The organism is Cryobacterium sp. (genome assembly GCF_026786305.1).
Taxonomy (GTDB): domain Bacteria; phylum Actinomycetota; class Actinomycetes; order Actinomycetales; family Microbacteriaceae; genus Cryobacterium.
Genome location: NZ_JAJAYI010000057.1, coordinates 19586 through 38693, shown reverse-complemented (window position 1 = coordinate 38693; position 19108 = coordinate 19586). Strand labels below are relative to the sequence as shown.

The 19108-nt window shown below is 66.4% G+C and carries 17 protein-coding genes; 7 read left to right on the top strand and 10 right to left on the bottom strand.

Annotation, left to right across the window (positions count from 1 at the left end; genetic code table 11):
* Positions 1 to 18: 18 nt before the first annotated feature.
* The 3 genes from LH475_RS05930 to LH475_RS05920 all read right to left on the bottom strand — a co-directional run bounded on the left by LH475_RS05930 (position 19) and on the right by LH475_RS05920 (position 3341).
* Positions 19 to 1302: a DUF3100 domain-containing protein gene (locus LH475_RS05930; RefSeq protein ID WP_196844131.1), complete on the bottom strand. Its 1284-nt coding sequence runs from the start codon at positions 1300 to 1302 to the stop codon at positions 19 to 21.
* A 50-nt stretch (positions 1303 to 1352) separates the two neighbouring features.
* Entirely contained in the window at positions 1353 to 2582 is a 1230-nt protein-coding gene (locus LH475_RS05925; RefSeq protein ID WP_297413102.1) for a M20 family metallopeptidase, read from the bottom strand.
* A gap of 150 nt (positions 2583 to 2732) precedes the next feature.
* Positions 2733 to 3341 carry a hypothetical protein gene (locus tag LH475_RS05920; RefSeq protein WP_196844070.1) on the bottom strand — a complete coding sequence of 203 codons (609 nt, stop codon included), beginning with the start codon at positions 3339 to 3341 and terminating at the stop codon, positions 2733 to 2735.
* A 248-nt stretch (positions 3342 to 3589) separates the two neighbouring features.
* Here LH475_RS05920 and LH475_RS05915 point away from each other — a divergent pair, with 248 nt between their 5' ends.
* Entirely contained in the window at positions 3590 to 3718 is a 129-nt protein-coding gene (locus LH475_RS05915; RefSeq protein WP_297413101.1) for a hypothetical protein, read from the top strand.
* On the opposite strand, the gene LH475_RS05910 is transcribed toward LH475_RS05915, so the two are convergent.
* The 4 genes from LH475_RS05910 to LH475_RS05895 all read right to left on the bottom strand — a co-directional run bounded on the left by LH475_RS05910 (position 3715) and on the right by LH475_RS05895 (position 11489).
* Positions 3715 to 7101: an SbcC/MukB-like Walker B domain-containing protein gene (locus LH475_RS05910; RefSeq protein ID WP_196844072.1), complete on the bottom strand. Its 3387-nt coding sequence runs from the start codon at positions 7099 to 7101 to the stop codon at positions 3715 to 3717. The genes LH475_RS05915 and LH475_RS05910 overlap by 4 nt on opposite strands.
* Positions 7098 to 7781 carry a DUF4194 domain-containing protein gene (locus LH475_RS05905; RefSeq protein WP_297413100.1) on the bottom strand — a complete coding sequence of 228 codons (684 nt, stop codon included), beginning with the start codon at positions 7779 to 7781 and terminating at the stop codon, positions 7098 to 7100. Before LH475_RS05905 ends, LH475_RS05910 begins: the two co-directional genes overlap by 4 nt.
* Positions 7774 to 9285 (bottom strand): DUF3375 domain-containing protein, encoded by a 1512-nt coding sequence (locus tag LH475_RS05900; protein ID WP_196844074.1) that lies wholly within the window; start codon positions 9283 to 9285, stop codon positions 7774 to 7776. The genes LH475_RS05905 and LH475_RS05900 overlap by 8 nt, the downstream gene beginning before the upstream one ends.
* A gap of 65 nt (positions 9286 to 9350) precedes the next feature.
* Positions 9351 to 11489 (bottom strand): prolyl oligopeptidase family serine peptidase, encoded by a 2139-nt coding sequence (locus tag LH475_RS05895; protein WP_297413099.1) that lies wholly within the window; start codon positions 11487 to 11489, stop codon positions 9351 to 9353.
* A gap of 257 nt (positions 11490 to 11746) precedes the next feature.
* Between LH475_RS05895 and LH475_RS05890 the strand changes: the two genes are divergently transcribed.
* Positions 11747 to 12244 carry a carbonic anhydrase gene (locus LH475_RS05890; protein ID WP_297413098.1) on the top strand — a complete coding sequence of 166 codons (498 nt, stop codon included), beginning with the start codon at positions 11747 to 11749 and terminating at the stop codon, positions 12242 to 12244.
* A gap of 100 nt (positions 12245 to 12344) precedes the next feature.
* On the opposite strand, the gene LH475_RS05885 is transcribed toward LH475_RS05890, so the two are convergent.
* Positions 12345 to 14576, bottom strand: coding sequence for a UvrD-helicase domain-containing protein (locus LH475_RS05885; RefSeq protein ID WP_297413097.1), 2232 nt, complete (start codon positions 14574 to 14576; stop codon positions 12345 to 12347).
* A 144-nt stretch (positions 14577 to 14720) separates the two neighbouring features.
* Between LH475_RS05885 and LH475_RS05880 the strand changes: the two genes are divergently transcribed.
* The 4 genes from LH475_RS05880 (at position 14721) to LH475_RS05865 (ending at position 16552) form a co-directional block, all read left to right on the top strand.
* Positions 14721 to 15155: a hypothetical protein gene (locus LH475_RS05880; protein ID WP_297413096.1), complete on the top strand. Its 435-nt coding sequence runs from the start codon at positions 14721 to 14723 to the stop codon at positions 15153 to 15155.
* The gene (locus LH475_RS05875; protein WP_297413095.1) at positions 15152 to 15775 is read left to right on the top strand and encodes an aminotransferase class I/II-fold pyridoxal phosphate-dependent enzyme; all 624 of its coding nucleotides are present in this window, start codon (positions 15152 to 15154) and stop codon (positions 15773 to 15775) included. The genes LH475_RS05880 and LH475_RS05875 overlap by 4 nt, the downstream gene beginning before the upstream one ends.
* Before the next feature lie 66 nt (positions 15776 to 15841).
* On the top strand, positions 15842 to 16075 hold the full coding sequence (locus LH475_RS05870) for a PLP-dependent transferase (RefSeq protein ID WP_196844078.1): 234 nt from the start codon (positions 15842 to 15844) through the stop codon (positions 16073 to 16075).
* Between the two features lie 33 nt (positions 16076 to 16108).
* Positions 16109 to 16552: a PLP-dependent transferase gene (locus LH475_RS05865; RefSeq protein ID WP_297413108.1), complete on the top strand. Its 444-nt coding sequence runs from the start codon at positions 16109 to 16111 to the stop codon at positions 16550 to 16552.
* Here LH475_RS05865 and LH475_RS05860 read toward each other — a convergent pair.
* Complete coding sequence (locus tag LH475_RS05860) at positions 16545 to 16871, bottom strand: antibiotic biosynthesis monooxygenase family protein (protein ID WP_196844079.1); 327 nt, start codon at positions 16869 to 16871, stop codon at positions 16545 to 16547. The genes LH475_RS05865 and LH475_RS05860 overlap by 8 nt on opposite strands.
* Positions 16872 to 17028: 157 nt before the next feature.
* On the opposite strand from LH475_RS05860, the gene LH475_RS05855 reads away from it, so the two are divergent.
* A complete protein-coding gene (locus LH475_RS05855; protein ID WP_196844080.1) occupies positions 17029 to 17688 on the top strand; it encodes a histidine phosphatase family protein in 660 nt (219 codons plus the stop codon).
* A gap of 53 nt (positions 17689 to 17741) precedes the next feature.
* On the opposite strand, the gene LH475_RS05850 is transcribed toward LH475_RS05855, so the two are convergent.
* Positions 17742 to 18740 (bottom strand): LLM class flavin-dependent oxidoreductase, encoded by a 999-nt coding sequence (locus LH475_RS05850; RefSeq protein ID WP_196844081.1) that lies wholly within the window; start codon positions 18738 to 18740, stop codon positions 17742 to 17744.
* Between the last annotated feature and the right edge of the window lie 368 nt (positions 18741 to 19108).

The following is a 19108-nucleotide window of genomic DNA, read 5'->3' as shown; positions in this document are numbered from 1 at the left end:
AAGAGAAGCTACCAGAAGCTACCAGAGGCCCAAGGAGAACTCCGCGAAGACGGTGGCGAGCACGAACGAGGCTGTGATCGCGACCAAACCCACCGGAATAATCTTCCACCCGATGCGCTTGAGAAGTGGCATATCCTTGCCGAGGCTCAGCCCCGCGCTGACCAGGACAACGGTCGCCAGCGAGAGAAAGTCGATGCTGGTCACAAGGGCCGTCAGCGACTCCCCGATCGGTGACCACGGGCTGGAGATAAGCGCGCCGATGGTTGTTGCCCAGACAATGGCCGAGATCTTGCGCGACACCTTCGCCAGGAACATACTCACCAGGATGAGGGCGACCATGATGGCGTACCCGCCCACGATGCCCCACGAAAAGGACTTTGCCGCGACCGAGGCCGTCGCGATGCCGATGGCGGAGAGCACGCACATCGCCATCCAGATCGGCAGTTTCACCGGGGCTGCGGCCTCCGTCGTGGCTTCTCGGAACCGGCGATTTTCGTCGAGGGTGGCGGCATCCGGTGCAGGCTTCTTGTCGATCTGGCGGCGGGTCAGCAGTCGGTAGAACCGGTCGGCGAGCGGCAGGGCAATATAGATGCCGACATAGACGCCCAGCACGGTCGTGATGAGGTTGGACACCGCCGCCATGGCGAGGATCTGCTCGGCCTGGGCGGGAAACTGCGCCACGATACTCGCTGCGGCGGCGGCCATCATCGACCCCGACCCCACGCCGGCCCCCATGGCAAGGGCAAGCGGGTCGAAGATATTGGCCGAGGTGAGAAGCGACGCCAGCAAGCTGATGTAGACCGCACCGAAAAGTGTGCCGAACACGTACATCGCGAGCACTCCGCGGTATTGGTCGGAATCGGGACCGTACTTCTCACTGACCATGGCGAAGGCCGGTTCGCGATCGAGCGAGAATGTGGCACCCACGGTGGACTTACCCATGCGCAGCAACACGGCGAGCGGCAGCGCAAGGGCGACCGTGCCGAGTAGGTGCCCGATCTCCTGCACCAGCAGGGCCGGGCCGGCATCGAGCAATAGCGGCAGGCTCGGGCCGATGGAGAACGCCAGGCGGGCCACGAGCAACATCACGGCGATGCCCACAAAGGCATTGGCGATCTTTTGCAGGTTCAACCCGAGCGGTTTGATCCTCTGCACCGACACAACGGCACCGATGAGAATAGCCCAGACCATCGGGAAAATAATGATCGTTCCGACGCCCAGATCGATGGTCAGCGACCCAATCGCCTGACAGCCCACGGCGATGACGAACGCCAGCGCGATGATTGGACCGGCCTGTTTCAGGCGAACGGATGCCGGCCGGCTGTTGGTCGCGGTGGCGGTGACGCTGGTCTTCACTGGGGCGCCCCGGTGGCCTCAGACATCACGCGCAGCTGCGCGGCGTCGATGAATGACTGCCGCTCGTTGTCATCGGTGGTCACGCCGAGCACGGTCCACGCCATCGCGAGGGCAGACTCGAACATGATCTGGTGGGCCTCCGGGGTATCGGCGACGGCCGCAAAGCCGTGGGAATGAATGGGAACGTGAGCCCCGGGGATCCCCACCCACGGGTGAATGCTGGGGATGATCTGGGAGACGTTGCCCATGTCCGTTGAGCCGCCGCTCAGTCCAGTCGAACGTGCCACATTGCGGCCGAAGAACGCCATGCCGGCGTTCCAATGGGCAGACAACGCCTCGTTCTGCAGCAGCGGCTCGTACAGGGGCTCGGTCTGCTCGATCTCCAGCGTGGTTCCCGTCGCCAGCGCGCCGGCCTCAAAACACCGACGCACCCGTACCAGCAAGGCCTCGTACTTTGGCAGGGTAAAGGCGCGGCATTCGAATTCCACCACGGCTGTGTCGGGAATGATGTTCGTGGCGAAGCCCGCCTCTGACACATACAGGGCAATTCGGTGGTCTCCAGGAATCTGCTGCCGCAGCAACCCCACGGCGACCTGCGACAACACCGCGGCATCCGCTGCGTTGACACCGAGATGGGGCGCCGCCGCCGCGTGCGCGGCCGTTCCCCGGAACGTCGCCCGGTACCGACCGACGGCCTGGCAGGTTGTTCCGGCCGGGTTGTAGGACATTCCGTCCTGAACGGGATGGGTCATCAGGGCAACCCCAACGCCGTCGAACACGCCGCGTTCCATGAGCAGGACCTTCCCGCCGCCGTGTTCCTCGGCTGGAGTCCCGATCACCTTGAGCGTGATGCCGAGGGCGTCGACAAGCGGAAGCAGGCCGAGGGCGGCCGCGACACTCGCGCCGGCGATGATGTTGTGACCGCAGGCATGGCCGATGTTCGGCAACGAGTCGTATTCAACGCAGATGGCAACCGTCAATGGCCCGGTCCCGGCGGTCGCCACGAAGGCTGTCGGCAGATCGGCCACCGGTTGTTCCAGGGTGAATCCTGCCCGGTGCAGCCGGGTGGTAATCAGAGCGGATGCGCGGTACTCCTGAAAGGACAGTTCCGGGTCGGCGTGGATCGCCCGGCTCAACTGAAGAACATCATCGGCGACCGCAGCGACATTTCTGACGATGTCAGATTTCAGCCCTGTCGTTGCGGCGAGCATGGCGGAGAATTCCACAGGTGGTTCCGATCTGGCGACGCCGGGCCACCCGTATTGGTCGTGCCGATACCGACACTGATTCGGGACATCCGCTGTTTCGAGCCTATTGCGTCCCGCACGGCCGCTGTCCCGCTGGGCGGCAAGCGCACGTGTGATGGGTGTCGCACACTACGGCGACGTACTGACGGGTCGAGACCGCAACCACATGCCCGACCTGGGGTGAAACGGCAGCAGGAGGTGCAGCAGGAGCCCGGACAACGCGGTGAACGTCACCGCGCCGATGGCGCCAAAGTTCGTGAACTGCGCCTCGACATTGACTCCGGCCAGGGTCGTCAGGGTCCAGCCGAGCGCCCAGAAAGCGGCCACACCGAGGGCCCACAGCCAGCGTCGCCGGGCGCGCGGCGGCAGCGCGACGGCCTGCGCCGCGCCGAGCACGAGCCCGGTGATCGCTCCCATCAGGGCCAGTTCGCCAAGCGTCGTTCGGTAGTTGACAGCGGTCGAGCCCAGGAGCAGCCCCAGACCCATTCCAATCGCCGACAACGGGATCCACATCAGCGGATCGAGGCGTCGCCGGCTGACCAGTACCTGGCCGAGGCCGATGACGACGCCGCAGACCGCCCCGCCGATGAGGGCCGACACCGGGTTGCTGACCCGCCCACCCACCGCGGTACCGGCCAGGCCCGCGATCGGAAAAGCAAGAATTCCGACCAGCCACAGCAGCCAGGTCGAAAAAAACGTCGGGTTACGAAAGCTGGGATTGCGAAGACGACGCCGCATTCTGGTCACGTCTCAGCGCCAGCCGGCGGGGCCGGTCGACCGGCGCGTTCCGGCTTGCTCGGAAGGACAAAAGACGATCATTCTAGTCATGCTACGCCCAACCCGAGGCGAAGGCACGGCCGACTCTCACGCACCGGCAAACCACTGTTAGCGGCCGCCCGGTATGGTTTTTGATACGGACCAGCTGATCTGAACCGGAATCACGCCGCTCGACGACTATCTCACCGACGAGGTGCACGCCTTCGCCAATGCCCTGGAAGAGTCGAGCGGGGTACGTCTACACCTGGTCGACCGGTGCCGGTTCGGCGATGGGGTGGTGTCCCCGCGGTACCGCACGCTCGCTGAGTGACCGCGCGGCATCCGTTTCGGTGAACTAGGCGGCTGATTCCGCAGTAGCGCCGGCCTCCGGAGACGCTAACGGCGTGATGTAGGAGTAGCCGGTGGCGATGTTCTTGGTGATCGACAGCACGAGCTGCATGTTCGGTTCGAGGGCGGTGACCTTGTCGAGCGGGGCGCCAACGACGAGCTGAAAGCCGAGGCCCCTCCACGCGGCGACCGCCCGGCCGGCGAACTCCGCGTCGGATTTCACGAAGCCCTCGTCGAGGAAGACCGGGGCGAAGCGCGGCCGTGTGCGGCTTTCGTCGCCGAGCTGAAAACGCAGGGCGGCACCGACGACGAAGGCCACGAGTTCCTGCGACTCGCCACCGCTTTTGCCGCCGAGCGAGGAGTACGTACTGACTTCGACGCCCTCCTGCGTGACGCGCACGGCGGTGATCTCGACGTGCGCTCGTACGTCGAGCAGTAGGTCGCGCTGCGATTTGTTGGTGCCGTCGGGCCGGCGGATCAGGCTCATGAACTGCTGCAGCCGGGTGAAGCGGTCTTCGGTTTCGTCATCACTGAAGTGCTCCGTTGCACCCGAGGAGAGCACCTTGAGCTCTTTGCGAAACGCCGTCGCGTCGTCGCGGTGCAGGCGGCGCAGGGCAATCTGCAGGCGGTCGCGGGTCGCGCCGAACGGCAAGGTCGCGAGAATCTCGTTGATCGGCCGCAGTCGGTCTTCGATTTCTTCGATCGCCGTGTTGAACGCGCCGGTCAGCGGCACGAGGTCTTGCCCACTCCACGCCGATAGCCGACGTTTCCATTCCTGACGCCGCTCGGAGAGGCCGAGGGTGCGGATTGCGTCGAGAATGTCGGTGTAGCTCGTGACCGACTCGAGCCCGACGCCGATGTTGGGGTCGGGCCAGCGTCCCTGGTAGGTCTCGAAGATGCCGATCATGGTGGCGCGATCGCGGGCGGCGCTGTCGCGATCCTGCGCCGACCGGGCGATCAGACGCTCGCGCAGGCGTTTCAAGCCTCCGGCGAAGCCGGCGAGGTCGTTCTGGTCGGTGACGAGCGCGAACTGCTCGGAGAGGTGTGCAACATGCTCCTCCGACAGGGTCAGACCCTCACCCCGTTCGATCTGGTCAAGCCGAGTATTCACCGTGTCTTGCGCGTCGACGATGCTGCCCTGCTCCTCGGCGAGCACGGCACCGGTCTGGTCGGCGGTGTGCCTGAGCCTTTGCGCTGCGTCGAGTTCGAGGGTGAGCCGGCCCTCCTCGTCGCTGAGGGCGCGCAGAATGTCGCTGCCGGCCAGCATCCGTTCTTGCTCGGATTTCTTCTCCAGAATGCGCGTCACGGTCGCGGCGACGTCGATGGTCGACCAGTCCGTGTCAAGAATGTGCTGGTGAACGGCCTGTTTCTCGCGCAGCTGGGTGAGGCTGTCTGCGATAGCGGATGCCCGCCCCGCGATCGCGTCGGCCACCCGCCCCTGCACGGCCAGCTCCGCCGTGATGTCACCGAGCCGAGCGCTGCTGGAAAACCCAATGATCGACTTCTGGCCGGAGTTCCAACCGTGAGCGCCGCGGGAACCATTACGGGTCTGCCCGCTCGGCGTCACCCGTGCACCGTCACCCACCAGCTCGGACGGGGTAGCCACGCACAGCGCGTCGAGGTTTGAGGCCCTGAGGCGTGCCTGCACCCAGCTGCTGAACGGCGAGTTCTTCACGTCGAGCTTGCCCGACACGTAGTGGGGGTCACCGGCCAGGTCCTGGTGCAATTGGAGCGCCACACCTTCAAAGTGAATGCGCACGGGCAGTTGTAACGGGTCGATCGCCGCGCTCAGGTGGGCGAGCCTGGTCTGGTCGACGAGCAGAACCCGCACGACCGACGAGAGAGTCACCTCGGCGGCCTGCCTCCAGCGTTCTTCACCGGCGGCGAGGTCGATGAGTTCGGCCACGAACGGCAATTCTTCGGCCGGAATTCCCGCGGCCTCGGCGATCAGCAGCCGGGCATTGTGCAGGGGCTGCGGCACCAGACTCTCGCGCCCGGTCAGGAACGCGCGTTCCTGTTTGAGTGAGCGGATGCTCTCCTCCACCGGGTACGACTCACGCTGCAGTGCCGAGCGGGTCCCCTCCAGGGCTATCTCGGCGGCGTCGAACCCGGCTGCAAAGCGATCAGCGTCGCGCTGGGCGGCCGAAAAGGACGCGGCGGAATCGATCGGCGCGGCCAGAGTCTGCACCCGACTGTCGAAGTTTGCGCGCTCACGAGCCACATCGTCGTGCTGGTCGCCGAGCTGGACGAGTTCGTTGTGCAGCCGTTCGAGCACGTCACCGCCGTTGTTGCGCTGCTGCTGTTGCAGCTGGGCGACGCGGATTCTCAGGGCGGTTTCCTCGTCGCGCGCCTGCGTCACAGCGGTCTGGTTGGCACGGCGGGCGGCCCGGTTCGTGTCGTCGGCGCGCTCGAGCAGGGCTTGCTCGGTGCCCAGCTGCCAGAGCACGAACGGGGTGTCCCCGGTCCGGTGCACCCCGAAGGTGTCGACCAGGTCGGCCGTGGCGGTCGCGGTCTCGTACGCCTCGTTCAGATCGGGCAGGCGTTCAAGCACCTGGGCCTTCTGCGCCTCGGTGACCATGGCGCCGTAGGAGCGTTCGAGGTCTTCGAAGTGGTCGACCGCTTTGTCGGCGGCGGCGAAGGTGGCGGGTTCTTCGAGGACCATGGACTTGTACAGTCCGTCGACCGTTTTCACCTGCTGGCCGGCCTGGATGCGGGCCAGCAGTCGCAGGGCCTTGCCGCCCTCGCCGTTGGCGCCGATCCCAAGGCGGGTGTACAGCGTTTGGGCGAACGCCGCGTAGGTGTCGAACACATCGAGATCGACGAAGCGGGCTTTGAGAGCGCGCTTGTCGAACCGGCTGTCAGCACAGGAGGCGAGGTCGCGCAGGTCAAGGCACCCGTCGGTCGTGGCCATTTTCATGCTGACGTCGACGAACCTGTGGGCGCCGCGCGGCACGAAGTAGGCCCGCAGCACGGTGAACCGGCGCTGGTTGTCGTCGATGAAGGTCATGGCGATGGCGCCCCAGGTGGCCTCGTGCGCGCCGCGCAGAACCTGATCGGTCAATTCCCCGGTGCCGGCCTCCCGGTTGGCGTCGGTCTTGCCGCGCAGGTAGGTCATCAGGTTGCGCTGGTCGACGCTGCGGGCCCGGCCGGAGCCGGCGTCGTTCGAGGCGCCGTTGAACGGGGTGTCGGAGGGCATCATCAATGCGAGGTAGGCGTCGAGCAGGCTGCTCTTGCCGGTGCCCGACGCGCCGGAGACGAGCGTGGCCGCCGCGGCAAAGTTGATCTCGTGGTGGCCGTGAAAACCGCCCCAGTTGACCAGCTGCATCGATTCGGCGCGCCACTGGGTGGTCCCCTCGGTGGCGCCGTCGATGTAGAACAGCGGGGAATCTTTCATACGAGGGGCTCCAGGTGCGAGGCGGCGAGCGGTTCACTGTTTTCTTCGCGCAGCCAGTCGAGCAGTTCGCCGAGGCGTTCGACCGATAACATCACCTCGATCACCGCCGAGATGCGAAAGCGGTCGGGGTCGCTGGTTTTGAGAAGCACCCGCGCCTTGGCGAGGCTGTCGACGGCGGCCGCCGCCTTGCGAGCGTCGCCGGAGAGGTCGGTGGCGTGCTCCGGACGAAAGTGCGCGACGTTCTCGACCAGATTGTCGCGATCGACGAGCACGATGTCCTGTCCATTGGCCCGTTCGCTGCGAAAGCGTTGGCGCAGCAGCACCAGCAGAATGGTCTCTTCGCGGGTGTAGGCGACGTCGTGCAGCAGCGTGGGAAACCGTTCGCCGCCCTCGGCGAGGGCCTGCCTTTTGAAGGCGACCTCGTAGTGCAGGTCAACGTGCAGGTCGAGAAAGACATCGTTGAGGCGCGATTTGAGCAGGCCCTGCGACGTGAGCAGGGTCCGCCATTCCGCCGGCTGCAGGGCCGCCGAGATATAGCGGTGCTTCAGCAGCAGCACGAGGGTGCGACGCTGCTCCACGCTGAGCCCGCCCTCATCGCCCTCGAACAGCGAGAGGCTTGCCGGGTCGCTGTCGATAGCCGTATCGTCGGCGGGGAGGTCGTCGGTCACGTCGTCAATCATGCTGGGAACCCAAATCCTGGGCGGCCAGGGCCGCCGTGTCGTCGTCGGTCAGAATGCGGCGCGGCACGTCGAAAAGCCGCACCGAGCCATCCGGTCGCACCGTTGTGAAGCTTTCCAGACCAATCGGGCCGATCGGTGTGCTCAGCTGGGCGGCGAGCTGCAGGAGGCCGAGAATCTCCACCGGCCGGCGCAGGCTCGCGTCGAAACCATTGAACGCGACGCCAACGGATGCCGCCTCCCCCGCCCCGAAAGCCGCCACGAGGGCGTCGCGCAGCTCTTCGAGCAGCGGCCCACCCTGTTGGCGCAGGTCGCCGAGGCTCGGGGCTGCCGGTGCGGCGCCGGAGACGTCGGCCAGCGCGGGCGGCCCCGTGTGAGCGACCGGGTCGTAAAAGCGCTCGCGCAGATGTTCCACCTCGAGGGTGCCGGGCATGAGCTCGGCGGTAACCGTGGAGCGGGGCCTTGCGGTCTGCATCCAAGTCGCGAGTTCGCGGTTGACGTCGCGTAGTACCCGCTCCAACTCGCGGTCTTTCACGACGTCGTGGTTGACGATGTGCTCGCGCAGGGTGGTCGTGAGCCCCTTGCGCTGGGTGAGCACGTCGTCGATACCCTTGCGCAGCAGGGTCACCGTGCTCATAAAGCTCCGGCGTTCGTTCAGGCTCAGTTCGAGGGCGAACGGATGCAGCAGAATCGTCTCCAGGTCGGCCTTCAGCCCCTGCATGAGCGCGTCGTTTCGCAGCAGGGTGAACGCCCCCTCGAAGGCGCGACCCTCTGCGGTCGACGACATGAGGGCATCCGTTTTGGCCAGGTAATCGTCGAGAACCTCGCTGATCGGGCGTTCCTCGCCGCGAAAGTCGTTGATGATCTGCCGGTGCATGGCCGCGACCGACTCTTCGACCCGTTTGAAGTCGCTCGGCAGCTGCTGGATGAGGTCGGTGAGGTTCGCGTAGCCCTCGTGCATCTGCTCGTTCGAGGCGGGTTCGATGTCGCCCCCACCGGCGAGCCGGTCTCGTTCACTGGTCAGCTCGCTTATCTGCTGGTTGAGGCGGCGCACCCGCTCCTCACGATCGGGGTTGGCTTCGGTCGCCCGGTGGCGCACGGTGTCGACGATCGTACTGAGCCGGGATTCGCTGATCAGCGCCCGATCGCGGGCGAGACCGTCGACGAGCAGCAGCGCTTCGAGCGCGTGGCTGGTGAGCGAGTAGTGCTCCTCGTTGCCGTCGCCAGCGTCGCGAATCTCCCGGTACAGCCAGAGATCGTTCATCCACTGCACGCAGAGGGCCCGGCCGGTTTTCTCGGGGGCGTCGATGCCGGTGCTGCGCAGGTCGGCGAGGTAGGCATCCACTTGGGTGTGCAGCAATTCGCAGGGAACACTGCGGCGGTCCCGGCTGAACGAGCTCTTGAACACCGCGAGCACGAACGGCGCCCATTTGCGGTCGAGCAGGCGCAGGGTGGGTTTGTCGAAGGCTTCGCGCACCCACGCCAATTCGCCCGCAATATCACTCACTCGCTGGTTCCTCTCCAGCTCTCCACTTTAACGGACTGCGCGGGCCGCCCGTGACCCGAGCGCGCTCAGCCGAGCAGGCGCGGCCGCTTCCAGTCGGTGCCGTGCACGTGCTGGTCGAGAAAAGCGAACACGGTCTGGTACCAGAGCACCGCGTGCTGCGGCTTGAGTATCCAGTGGTTCTCATCGGGAAAGAAGAGGAACTTGTGCTGGGTGCTTCCGTCGGCAGTGGCGTGGTGTTCAGCGAGCTCCGACCACAGTCGCAGGCTCTCACCGATCGGCACCCGGTAGTCGTGGTCACCGTGAATGACGAGCATCGGCGTGACGATGTTGCGCACTGCCTGGTGCGGCGAATTGTCGATCATGCCCTGTTTCGAGAAAATGCTCTGCCAGTAGTGGGAGTTGTCGGTCGTTCCGTTGAACTGGTCGAGCGACCACAGGCTCGCGTGGCTGACGATGGCGCGGAACCGGTCGGTGTGCCCGGCGACCCAGTTGGCCATGTAGCCGCCGAAGGATCCGCCCATCGCCGCGGAACGGGTCTCGTCGATCTCGGGGCGGGCTTCGGCGGCATCGGTGATCGTGAGCAGGTCGGTGTACGGTTTGGCCCCCCAGGCGTTCCAGCCGCGCGCGATGAAATCAAGGCCGTAGCCGGTCGACAGCGCGGGGTCGGGCAGCAGCACCGCGTAGCCGCGGGCCACGGCGAGCAGCGGGCTCCACCGCCAGCTCCAGGCGTTCCAGCTGTTCAGCGGGCCGCCGTGAATCCACAGCAACAACGGGGCCGGATGCTCTGCCGAGGCTCCCGCAGGCAGCAGCAGCCAGGCACGCACCCGCGCTCCGTCCTCGGCCCGGGTCTCGACCTCCGTGATCGTGCCGGGAACATCGGGCAGCGCGGCCGGCGAGGCGAGCGGGGTTGTCACGCTCGAGCCGGTGTGACTGATGCGCACCGGATGCGCCGGCGCGATCCAGGAGGAGCGCAACGCCACGAGGTCACCGGTTAGGGCGTCGACACAGACGTTGGTGTAACTGAAGTCGTCGGTGGTGAGCTGTTCGGGGGCCCCGCCGTCGAGTGGCACACGAAAGATCGGCCCGCGGCCGTCGTGGTCGGCGGTGACGATGAGCGCGTTCGTGCCGCCAGCGCGCGGGGAGTCGAAGACCAGGCTCGACGGCCAGCGGTCCCAATCGGCGGCAAGACGACGCGGGTGGCCGCCGTCGAGGTCGGCGACCCAGATTTCCTGGTCGGCCGGACCCTCCGGGGTACTGACGAAGGAGCGCACGAAGGCGATCTGTCGGCCGTCGAGGCTCACCGCCGGCGACTCGAAGTCGACCTTCGATTCGTCGAACAGGATGGTCTGCCTGCCGGTCATGACATCGATCGACACCAGAACGTAGCGGCCGGACCGTTGCTCGGCGACCCGCAGCGCGGCGATCAGCGTGGATCCGTCGGGAGTCAAGGCCTGCCCGGCCGTATCCATGGTGCGGCCGGGCGTCGGCGTGAGGTCTCGGGGACGCGGGAGATCGGCGGGGTAGGGAGCGGGGGTATCCGTTGTGGATGGGGCAGTAGATTCGGCCCTCCGGTCGGCAATCGTGTCGTGCAGGTCGGCGAGGTCGAGTGCCAGCAGGTGCGGCTCGGCCGGGCCGAGGTCGTGGTCCCAGAAACGCACCGGGTAGCTCTCGTGCAGAATGGCCGCGACTTTCTTGTCGGCGCGCTCCTTGCGGACCGAGCCTTCCGCTTCGAGGTCGGCGGCGCTCGGCAGCAGATCGGCGCTGATCACGAGCGAGTTGGCGGCGGCGGCCACCGCGGCGATGCCGGATACTCCCCCACTGAGGCGAGTGATCGCGCGAGCCTCGCCGCCGGCGGCGGGAAGCAGCCAGAGTTGGGCGACTTCGGCGTCCTTGTCAGCGCCCTTGTCGACGCCCCTGCCGGCAGCGGCGTCGGGACGGGACGACACGAACAGAACGTCGCCGGCGGCCGTGAAGGCCGCTTTGGATTCGCCCATCGCCGACCGGGTCAGGCGGGTCGGAACGCCCGTACCGTCGGCGGCCACCGACCAGAGTGCCCGCTCATACGTGGTGCGATCCCGGGTGAGGGTGGCGACGGTGAGCACAACCCGTCGAGCGTCGGGCGAGAGCGCGAGATTTTCTACGCGGGGCAGCGCGATGTAGTCGTCGAGGCTGGAAAAGGGTGTGGGGTGCGACTCCGATGTCATGGTTCCACGCTAGCCGACCGGGGTGCGCACTCCGGGGAACTCTGTCGCCCCCGGCTATTTTGGGGATCCGGAGGGCCAGCGTTCGCGCGCCGCACTGCACTGTGGCCGGGACACGGCAACCGACGGATTCCCTGTTCAGGCCCCGGCGGCAGCCAGGGACGAATGTGACAACGGATGACGCAACCCTGGATAGCAGGAGTAAGTCGTGGCACGCTGGCTGCATGCAGGTTCCCTGACCAATCGACCCAAGGTAAACAATGTCTGTCACCGATGAGCTTCTGAAGAACAATGCCGTCTACGCGGCGACCTTTCACGGCCCGCTGTCGCTTCCGCCGTCGAAGCATCTCGCGGTCGTCGCCTGCATGGATGCCCGGCTCGACGTCTACCGGGTGCTCGGTCTCGGCGAGGGGGAATCCCACGTGATTCGAAACGCCGGCGGCGTCATCACCGAAGATGAGATCCGATCGCTCGCGATCAGCCAACGTCTACTCGGCACGACCGAGATCATCCTGATCCACCACACCGACTGCGGCATGCTCACCTTCACCGACGATGTCTTCAAGGAATCCATCGTGGCCGACACCGGCATTCGCCCGCCGTGGGCCGCCGAGGCCTTCACCGACCCGGCCGCCGATGTCGCGCAGTCCATTCGGCGCATCAAGGCGAGCCCCTTCATTCCGCTGAAGGATTCGGTGCGTGGTTTCGTCTTCGATGTTGCCACCGGCACATTGAACGAGGTCATCGACCCCGGCTGAATCCCCGCGCAATAGCGCAGTCATTTCCAGAGTCAATTCGGAGCGACGGCGAAGGTTTCCACAGTCACGCAAAACAGCCCGTACGCGCCGACCCGAAGCGTCAGGTCAGCGCGTCCCCGAGCGGCGCGTCTCCGACCAAGTAGAGCCGCTGCGTGGCCCGGGTCATGGCGACATAGAGCGCCCCGGCGCCGTGCTCGGAGGCCGCGAGAATGGCCGTCGGGTCAACGACGATGACCGCGTCAAACTCGAGTCCCTTGGCGTCCTGCGGCGTGAGCAGGGCAATCTGGCGGCTGAGGCCGAGCGCTCCGACACCGAGCAGGTCGCCGAATTCGGCGCGCAGTCTGGTTTCGAGGTCGTCGAGGCCGGTGTCGACGACGATCACGGCGAGGGTGCCGCCGACTCCGAGCGCGCGGTCGCGGCGAACCGCCACCGCGGCATCCGCTACCGTGTCGACCGGCCATTCACTCGACCGCACCGTGCGGGACCGCGTGATCGGCAAGCGGTGCGACATCGCGACCGTCTCGGCCGCCGTGGCGATCTGGCTCGGCGTGCGATAGTTCACGGTGAGCTCTTCAAGGCGCCAGCGACCGGCTTCGGGCGAGCCGTCAAGGACCGGTTGCAACGCCTCTTTCCAACTAGCCGATGCTGCAGCGCTCGCCGCCTGCGCAATGTCGCCGACGATCGTGAACGATCGGCGCGGACCGCGCCGCAACACCAGCCGCCACTGCATCGGGGACAGCTCCTGCGCTTCGTCGACGACGACGTGGCCGTAGGTCCAGCTACGGTCCCTCGCGGCGCGCTCACTGGTCGTGGACCGTTCGTCGAGTTCGGCGAAACTTGCGGCGAGGTCTTTCGCGTTGACGAGGCCCTTCACCTGCATGTTTTCAATGGCCGTTTCGGCGTTCTCCACATCGCGTTTGCGCTGTTCTTTGAGCGCGCGCTTCTTCGCCTGGTCGACCGCGTTGTACTCCCCGAGCAGCTCGGCCGCCTCATCGAGCAGCGGAATGTCGGCAATCGTGAACTCGGCCGTCCGCGGGCGCGCCAGCAGCTTGCGTTGGGCATACCGCCAGCGCGGGGTCAGCTCGGCCAACCACTGCGGCCGCGCGTACAGGTCTTGCAACAGTTTCTCGGGAGTAAGCGGCAGCCAGGCGGTGTTGAGCGCGACCCGCACATCGTCGGCCAGGCGCAGGTCTTCGCACAGCATCGGCAGGTCGGTGTCGTCCATCGACCGGCCCTGCTTCTGCAGCTGCTCGAGCCAGACCCGGGAGAGCGCGTTGATGGCGGTCTTCACGAAGGTGACCCGGGCCTCGTTGTGCGTTTTACCGGTGCTGCGGGCGCGCGCGATCGCTTGCGACACGAGCTCGGGCTGCAACACGATGCGGTCGCCGTTGACCACCAGCTGCTTAGGGGCGGCCGGGGTGCGCTGCCGGGAATGCACGGCCCGCTTGATCACGTCGGCCATGAACGCCTGGCCCTTCAGTGCCGCGACCGCGGGGGCATCCTCTCGAGTCGCTTCGACGCCGGGAAAGAGCTGCCCGACCGAAGCGAGCACCACGCCGGTCTCACCGAGAGAGGGCAGCACCGCCTCGATGTACTGCAGAAACGAGCGCGACGGGCCGATGATGAGCACGCCACTGTCCCGCAGCCGATCCCGGTGGGTATAGAGGAGGTAGGCGGCGCGGTGCAGCGCCACGGCGGTTTTGCCGGTGCCGGGGCCGCCCTGCACGACGAGAACACCGGCCAGCTCAGAGCGGATGATGCGGTCCTGCTCCGCCTGAATGGTTGACACGATGTCGGACATATGCCCCGTGCGTTGCGCCGTGAGCGCTGCGAGCAGGGCGCCCTCGCCCTGGTGCTTAATCGCATTCGGTTCAGAAAGCAGGGACGCGTCGAGGATCTCGTCTTCGATGCGGATGATGCTGCGCCCTTTGGAGAGCAGGTGGCGGCGAGCCCGGGCACCGAGCGGCGTGGCGGCGGTGGCCTGGTAGAAGGCGCTCGCCTGGGGCACCCGCCAGTCCAGCAGCAGCGGCTTGTGGTCCTCATCGCGCAGGCCGACCCGGCCGATATAACGGTAGACCGAGTCGCCGGAGTCATCGGGCACGGTTTCGAGCCGACCGAAGGCGAGCCGGTCGTCGACTTCGCGCAGTTGCACGATGCGGTCCTCATAGAGGCGAGCGAAGGTGTCGCGTTCGCTGCGGGACTGGTGGTTGCCGCCGACGTCGAGGCGGCGCACCGCAATCAGCTGATATTCGGCCTCTTCCGCCAGCGCGTCCAGCCGCGCATACAGCGCCCGGACATAGTTCTGTTCCCGAACAAGCTCCTGGTCGATCACGCACGCACCCCTTAAACCGAAGCCCCTAGTTTAGTCGCGGTCAGTGTGGGCGTTGCTGTGCGTTCGCATCCGCTCGGGTACCGAACGTGTCGAATATTTTCGCACGTGTTCGCTTACTATCGGCGGCGGGAACAAGCTGTGGTCATGTCAGTGATCAAGGTCGCGCCGCTGGAGCATATCCGGCGCGAGCGCAGCAGCATCACGTGGACTCGCTTTCTTGCCGACGTACTTCCCTTGTTTGTCGCCGAGATGGACTACCCCCTCGCTCCGGCCATCGTCGCCACCCTCGGGGAGCGCGTGCAGGCCTCCGACACCGGCTATCTGGACGGCCCCGGCCCGCTCGCTCCAGCCGTCGCGCAGTTTGCGCTGAGCCGGTGGGGCTGGCATGTCGAGCCGCGCCATGTACACCTCGCGACCGACGTGAGCGTCGGTATCGTCGAAGCGCTCCGCCTGGCCGTGCCGACCACTGGTCGGGTGGCGATCACCTCGCCGCGCTCGAGATCAGCTTTGCCCGCGGCATCGACGCTTTTCTGCTCTGCAACCCGCACAACCTGCACGGCATCGTCTGGGATACGTTGACGCTCGAGACGCTCGCCCGCCTCGCCGCGCAGTACGACGTGTTCGTGATTTCCGACGAGATCCACGCGCCGCTCACCTACCCGGGCGTTGCGTTCACGCCGTTCGCACCGCTGGCCCTGGCCGCCGGCGCCCGCGCGGTCACCGTCACCTCGGCGAGCAAGGGCTGGAACGTGGCCGGGCTCAGGTGTGCGCTGGTCATCGCCGCCGATGATGCCACCAATGAGCTGCTGGGCCGGCTGCCGGACGAGGTCGCCTGTCGCACCAGCATCCTCGGCCTGCACGCGAACATCGCCGCGTTCTCGTGTACCGACTGGCTCGACAAGACAATCGACCAAATTGTCGACAACGATTCTCTGTTGCATTCCCTACCCTGCGAACACCTGCCCGCCGTGATTTACCACCGGCCGCACGCCAGCTACCTCGCCTGGTTGGACCTGCGCCATTTGGGTCTCGGCGAGAGCCCGTACCAGCGCATTCTCGACGACGCCCGCGTCGCCCTCAACAACGGCGAGTGCCTCGGCCTCGGCGGCCGGGGCTTCGCCCGCCTCAACCTGGCCTGCTCGCCCGACACCCTGCGCGATGCCGTCATTCGCATCGAGGCGCTCGTCGCGCAGTGCTGACGCTCGCGACGTCGTGGCGCCGATCACCGACCGGAACGGCGTCAGCTTCGCTTCCCGCAGGTGCACGTGGGCGAATACACCGATGAGAACCGCGGCGCGCGCATTCCGCCGCTCACCCTGAGCGCCGGGTACGTCTTCGACTCCTTCGACGACGGGGCCGCCCGGTTCAACGGCGGGTCACGCGAACACATCTACTCCCGGCAAAGCAACCCCACCAAAGCGGTCGCCGAGTGGCGGCTTGCGTCCCTCCAGGGTGGCTGCGCATGGAACGCCACGTCGACAACGCGATCGCGCAAATAATATTACAACGGGCACACCGGATCGGTCTGCGCCATCACCGTAACGGGCGGCACCGAGGATGCCCGCGCCGTCACGAACGGTCTGCGGGTGTTCAGCCGCATGACCGGCATCGTCGACACTCGCTCGATGGTGCTGCATCCCCACACCACCACCCACGCGTCGTTTGCCCCCGATCTCAACAAACGCCTCGGCATCACCGCGGGATTGCTGCGCCGGTCGGTGGGTATCGAATCGGTCGATGACCTTCTGGTCGACCTCCACGGGGGGCTCGACCGAGCTCCGACGAGACCATCGAGGTCGAGGGTGAGTAATCGTTCCGGGAAAGCTGCGGGTCGTCTTCCGCGTGGTGTTCGGGGGCCGGTTGGACTCGAGGATGTGCGTGCGGTCACCGACCATGACCGCTCACACCACACTTCCAGAAGAGCCCATCACAACAGCGAACCGGTTCAAACCCCGTCGTCACTTCGGCTTAGCTAGCAGTACCGCCGGCGATCGCGTACGACCACAACTCGCTGCCCACACCGACCGGGCGCGCGGCTGGCTCGCCTTCCTTCGGCGCCTCGCTGCGGTGCCCGTGAGAGAAGGACGGGGAGCTCAGCCACGCCTGGAACGATTCCTCGTCGGCCCAGCGGGTCACGACGAGCCAGATCAGGCGGTCATCGGTCGGCTTGAGCAGCTCGAACCCCTCGAAACCGGGGCGGTCGTCGACGGCGCCGGCGCGGGCGGCGAACCGGCGGGCCAGCTCGTCGCCGCCGTCGCTCGGCACGGTGATGGCGTTGATTTTAATGATCGTCATGGGGCTTCTTTCTGTTCGAACGCAGGTAGGTATATCCTCCATGCTGCCACTGTCTGCTGCATGGCCGCGCCATCATTCATTCCGCCGCACAATGCCGCAGCGCGGTCGGCGCATCGCTCTCCCGTTGCCCGGCCGCGTTCCCTATGCTGGAGGGGATATGCGACTTCTCTTGATCCGCCATGGCCAGACTCCCGGCAACGTTCTCGGGCGGCTCGACACCGCGCATCCCGGTCCGGGCCTGACCCATCTCGGCCTGCGCCAGGCCACCGCCATTCCCGATGCCCTGCGCTCCGACCCGATCGACGCCATCTTCGTGTCGACGCTGCTGCGCACCCAACTGACGGCGCATCCGCTCGCCGCCGATCGCGGCCTCGAGTTGCAGGTCGCGACCGGGTTGCACGAGATCGAAGCCGGGTCGCTCGAGGGGCTGCGCGATCGGGCATCCGTTCGCACCTACCTGGAGACTGTCGTGGCCTGGGGCTCCGGCGACCTCGAGAAGAGGATGCCGGGTGCTCACGACGGTCACGACTTCTTCCGGCGGTTCGACGCCGACATCGCAGTCGCAGCTGCGGGCTCTGAGGTCGCTGCGGTGTTCAGCCACGGTGCGGCCATTCGGATATGGACGGCGGCGCGCGCGCAGAACGTGCCGGCGACCTTTGCGGGCGAGAACGAACTCGACAATACCGGCGTGGTCGAACTCATTGGTTCCCCCGAGGAGGGCTGGACCCTGCTGTCCTGGGCTGGCCTGCCGGTGGGCGGAATGGCCCTCGCCGACCTCAGTGCCGCCGATCCCCTGGGCGAACCGCTCGACAACTGATTGTTCGCAGCAGGGAGCGTTGCTAGTTTCGACCAGCGGGGTCTTTGACCGACCTAGGCCGCGACGAGGTTCATCGCCTCGGCCGTGAGCTCGACCGAACGCAAACGGCCCTCGATGAACGGTGACTGGTGGGCGAGAATGAGCTCGTCGGCCTCGGTTGCGGCGGCGAACTCGTCGAGGTAGTCGCGCACCTCGTCGGCCGTACCGACCGCCGAATACCGCATCATGTTGGCGATGTTACGGCCCTCCAGCGTGGACAGAAAGACGTCGATTTGGTCGTCGCTGTACTCGGGGGTGGCCGGCCCGCGGGAGAGCATACCGCGCACCCGGGTGCGGCGGGTCGTCGCAAACTGGTGCACGGCGTCCGCTTTCTCATCGGCCGCGATCACATTGGCGGCAACGATAAGGTGCGGCGCATCGAGCTGCTTGGACGGCGTGAATTCGCGGCGGTACAGTGCGATGGCTTCGTGCAGCGCGTCGGGCGCGAAGTGCGACGCAAAGGCGTACGGCAGGCCGAGCGCAGCGGCGAGCCCGGCGCCGAACAGCGAAGATCCGAGAATGTACAGCGGCACATCAGTGCCTGCACCGGGCACGGCCTGTACGCCGGGCACGATCGACTGGCCACGCAGGTAGGCCTGCAGTTCCATGACGTCCTGCGGAAACTGGTCGGAAGCGCGTGGGTCACGGCGCATAGCCCGGGCCGTGTTCTGATCGCTGCCGGGCGCGCGGCCGAGGCCCAGGTCGATGCGGTTGGGGTAGAGCTCCGCCAGCGTGCCGTATTGCTCGGCTATCGCCAGCGGCGAGTGGTTGGGAAGCATGACGCCGCCGGAACCGAGCCGAATGGTGCTGGTCTGCCCGGCGACGTGGCCGATCAGAATGCTCGTCGCCGACGAACCGATGGTGGGCATGTTGTGGTGCTCGGCATACCAGACGCGCTCGTACCCGTGTTTTTCGGCGGTCTGCGCGAGCGCGACACTCGCCGCGAAACTCTCCCGGGCGGTCTGCCCGGGTGCAATCGGGGCGAGGTCAAGAATGGAGAGCGGCATAGTCATACTGGGGCCAACACACGCGCGCGCAAATCGTTACCCGGCGCCCGAAAGGAACTCAGCGGATCAACTCAGATGTGCGCTGCAGCCGGTTCAGCCAGTCGGCCGACTCCGGGCACGAAGCGCCCGAACCGCGCAACCCATGCGGCAGGAAGACCAACGCCGGTCAACCGCAGATCACCACCGTGTAACACAATGAAACATTTTCGCTTTAATCGTGCATTTCGCCAACCCTCGACCTACGCTCTTAGGCACAGACCAGCTCCGCCGACGCCGCCGGAGAGTGACATCGGGCTTCGAACCAGATCGCGCCGTACCAATTCGCGCACGATCGATTCGGGGCAAGCACTGTGATCCGGCACGTGCGTTCGCCA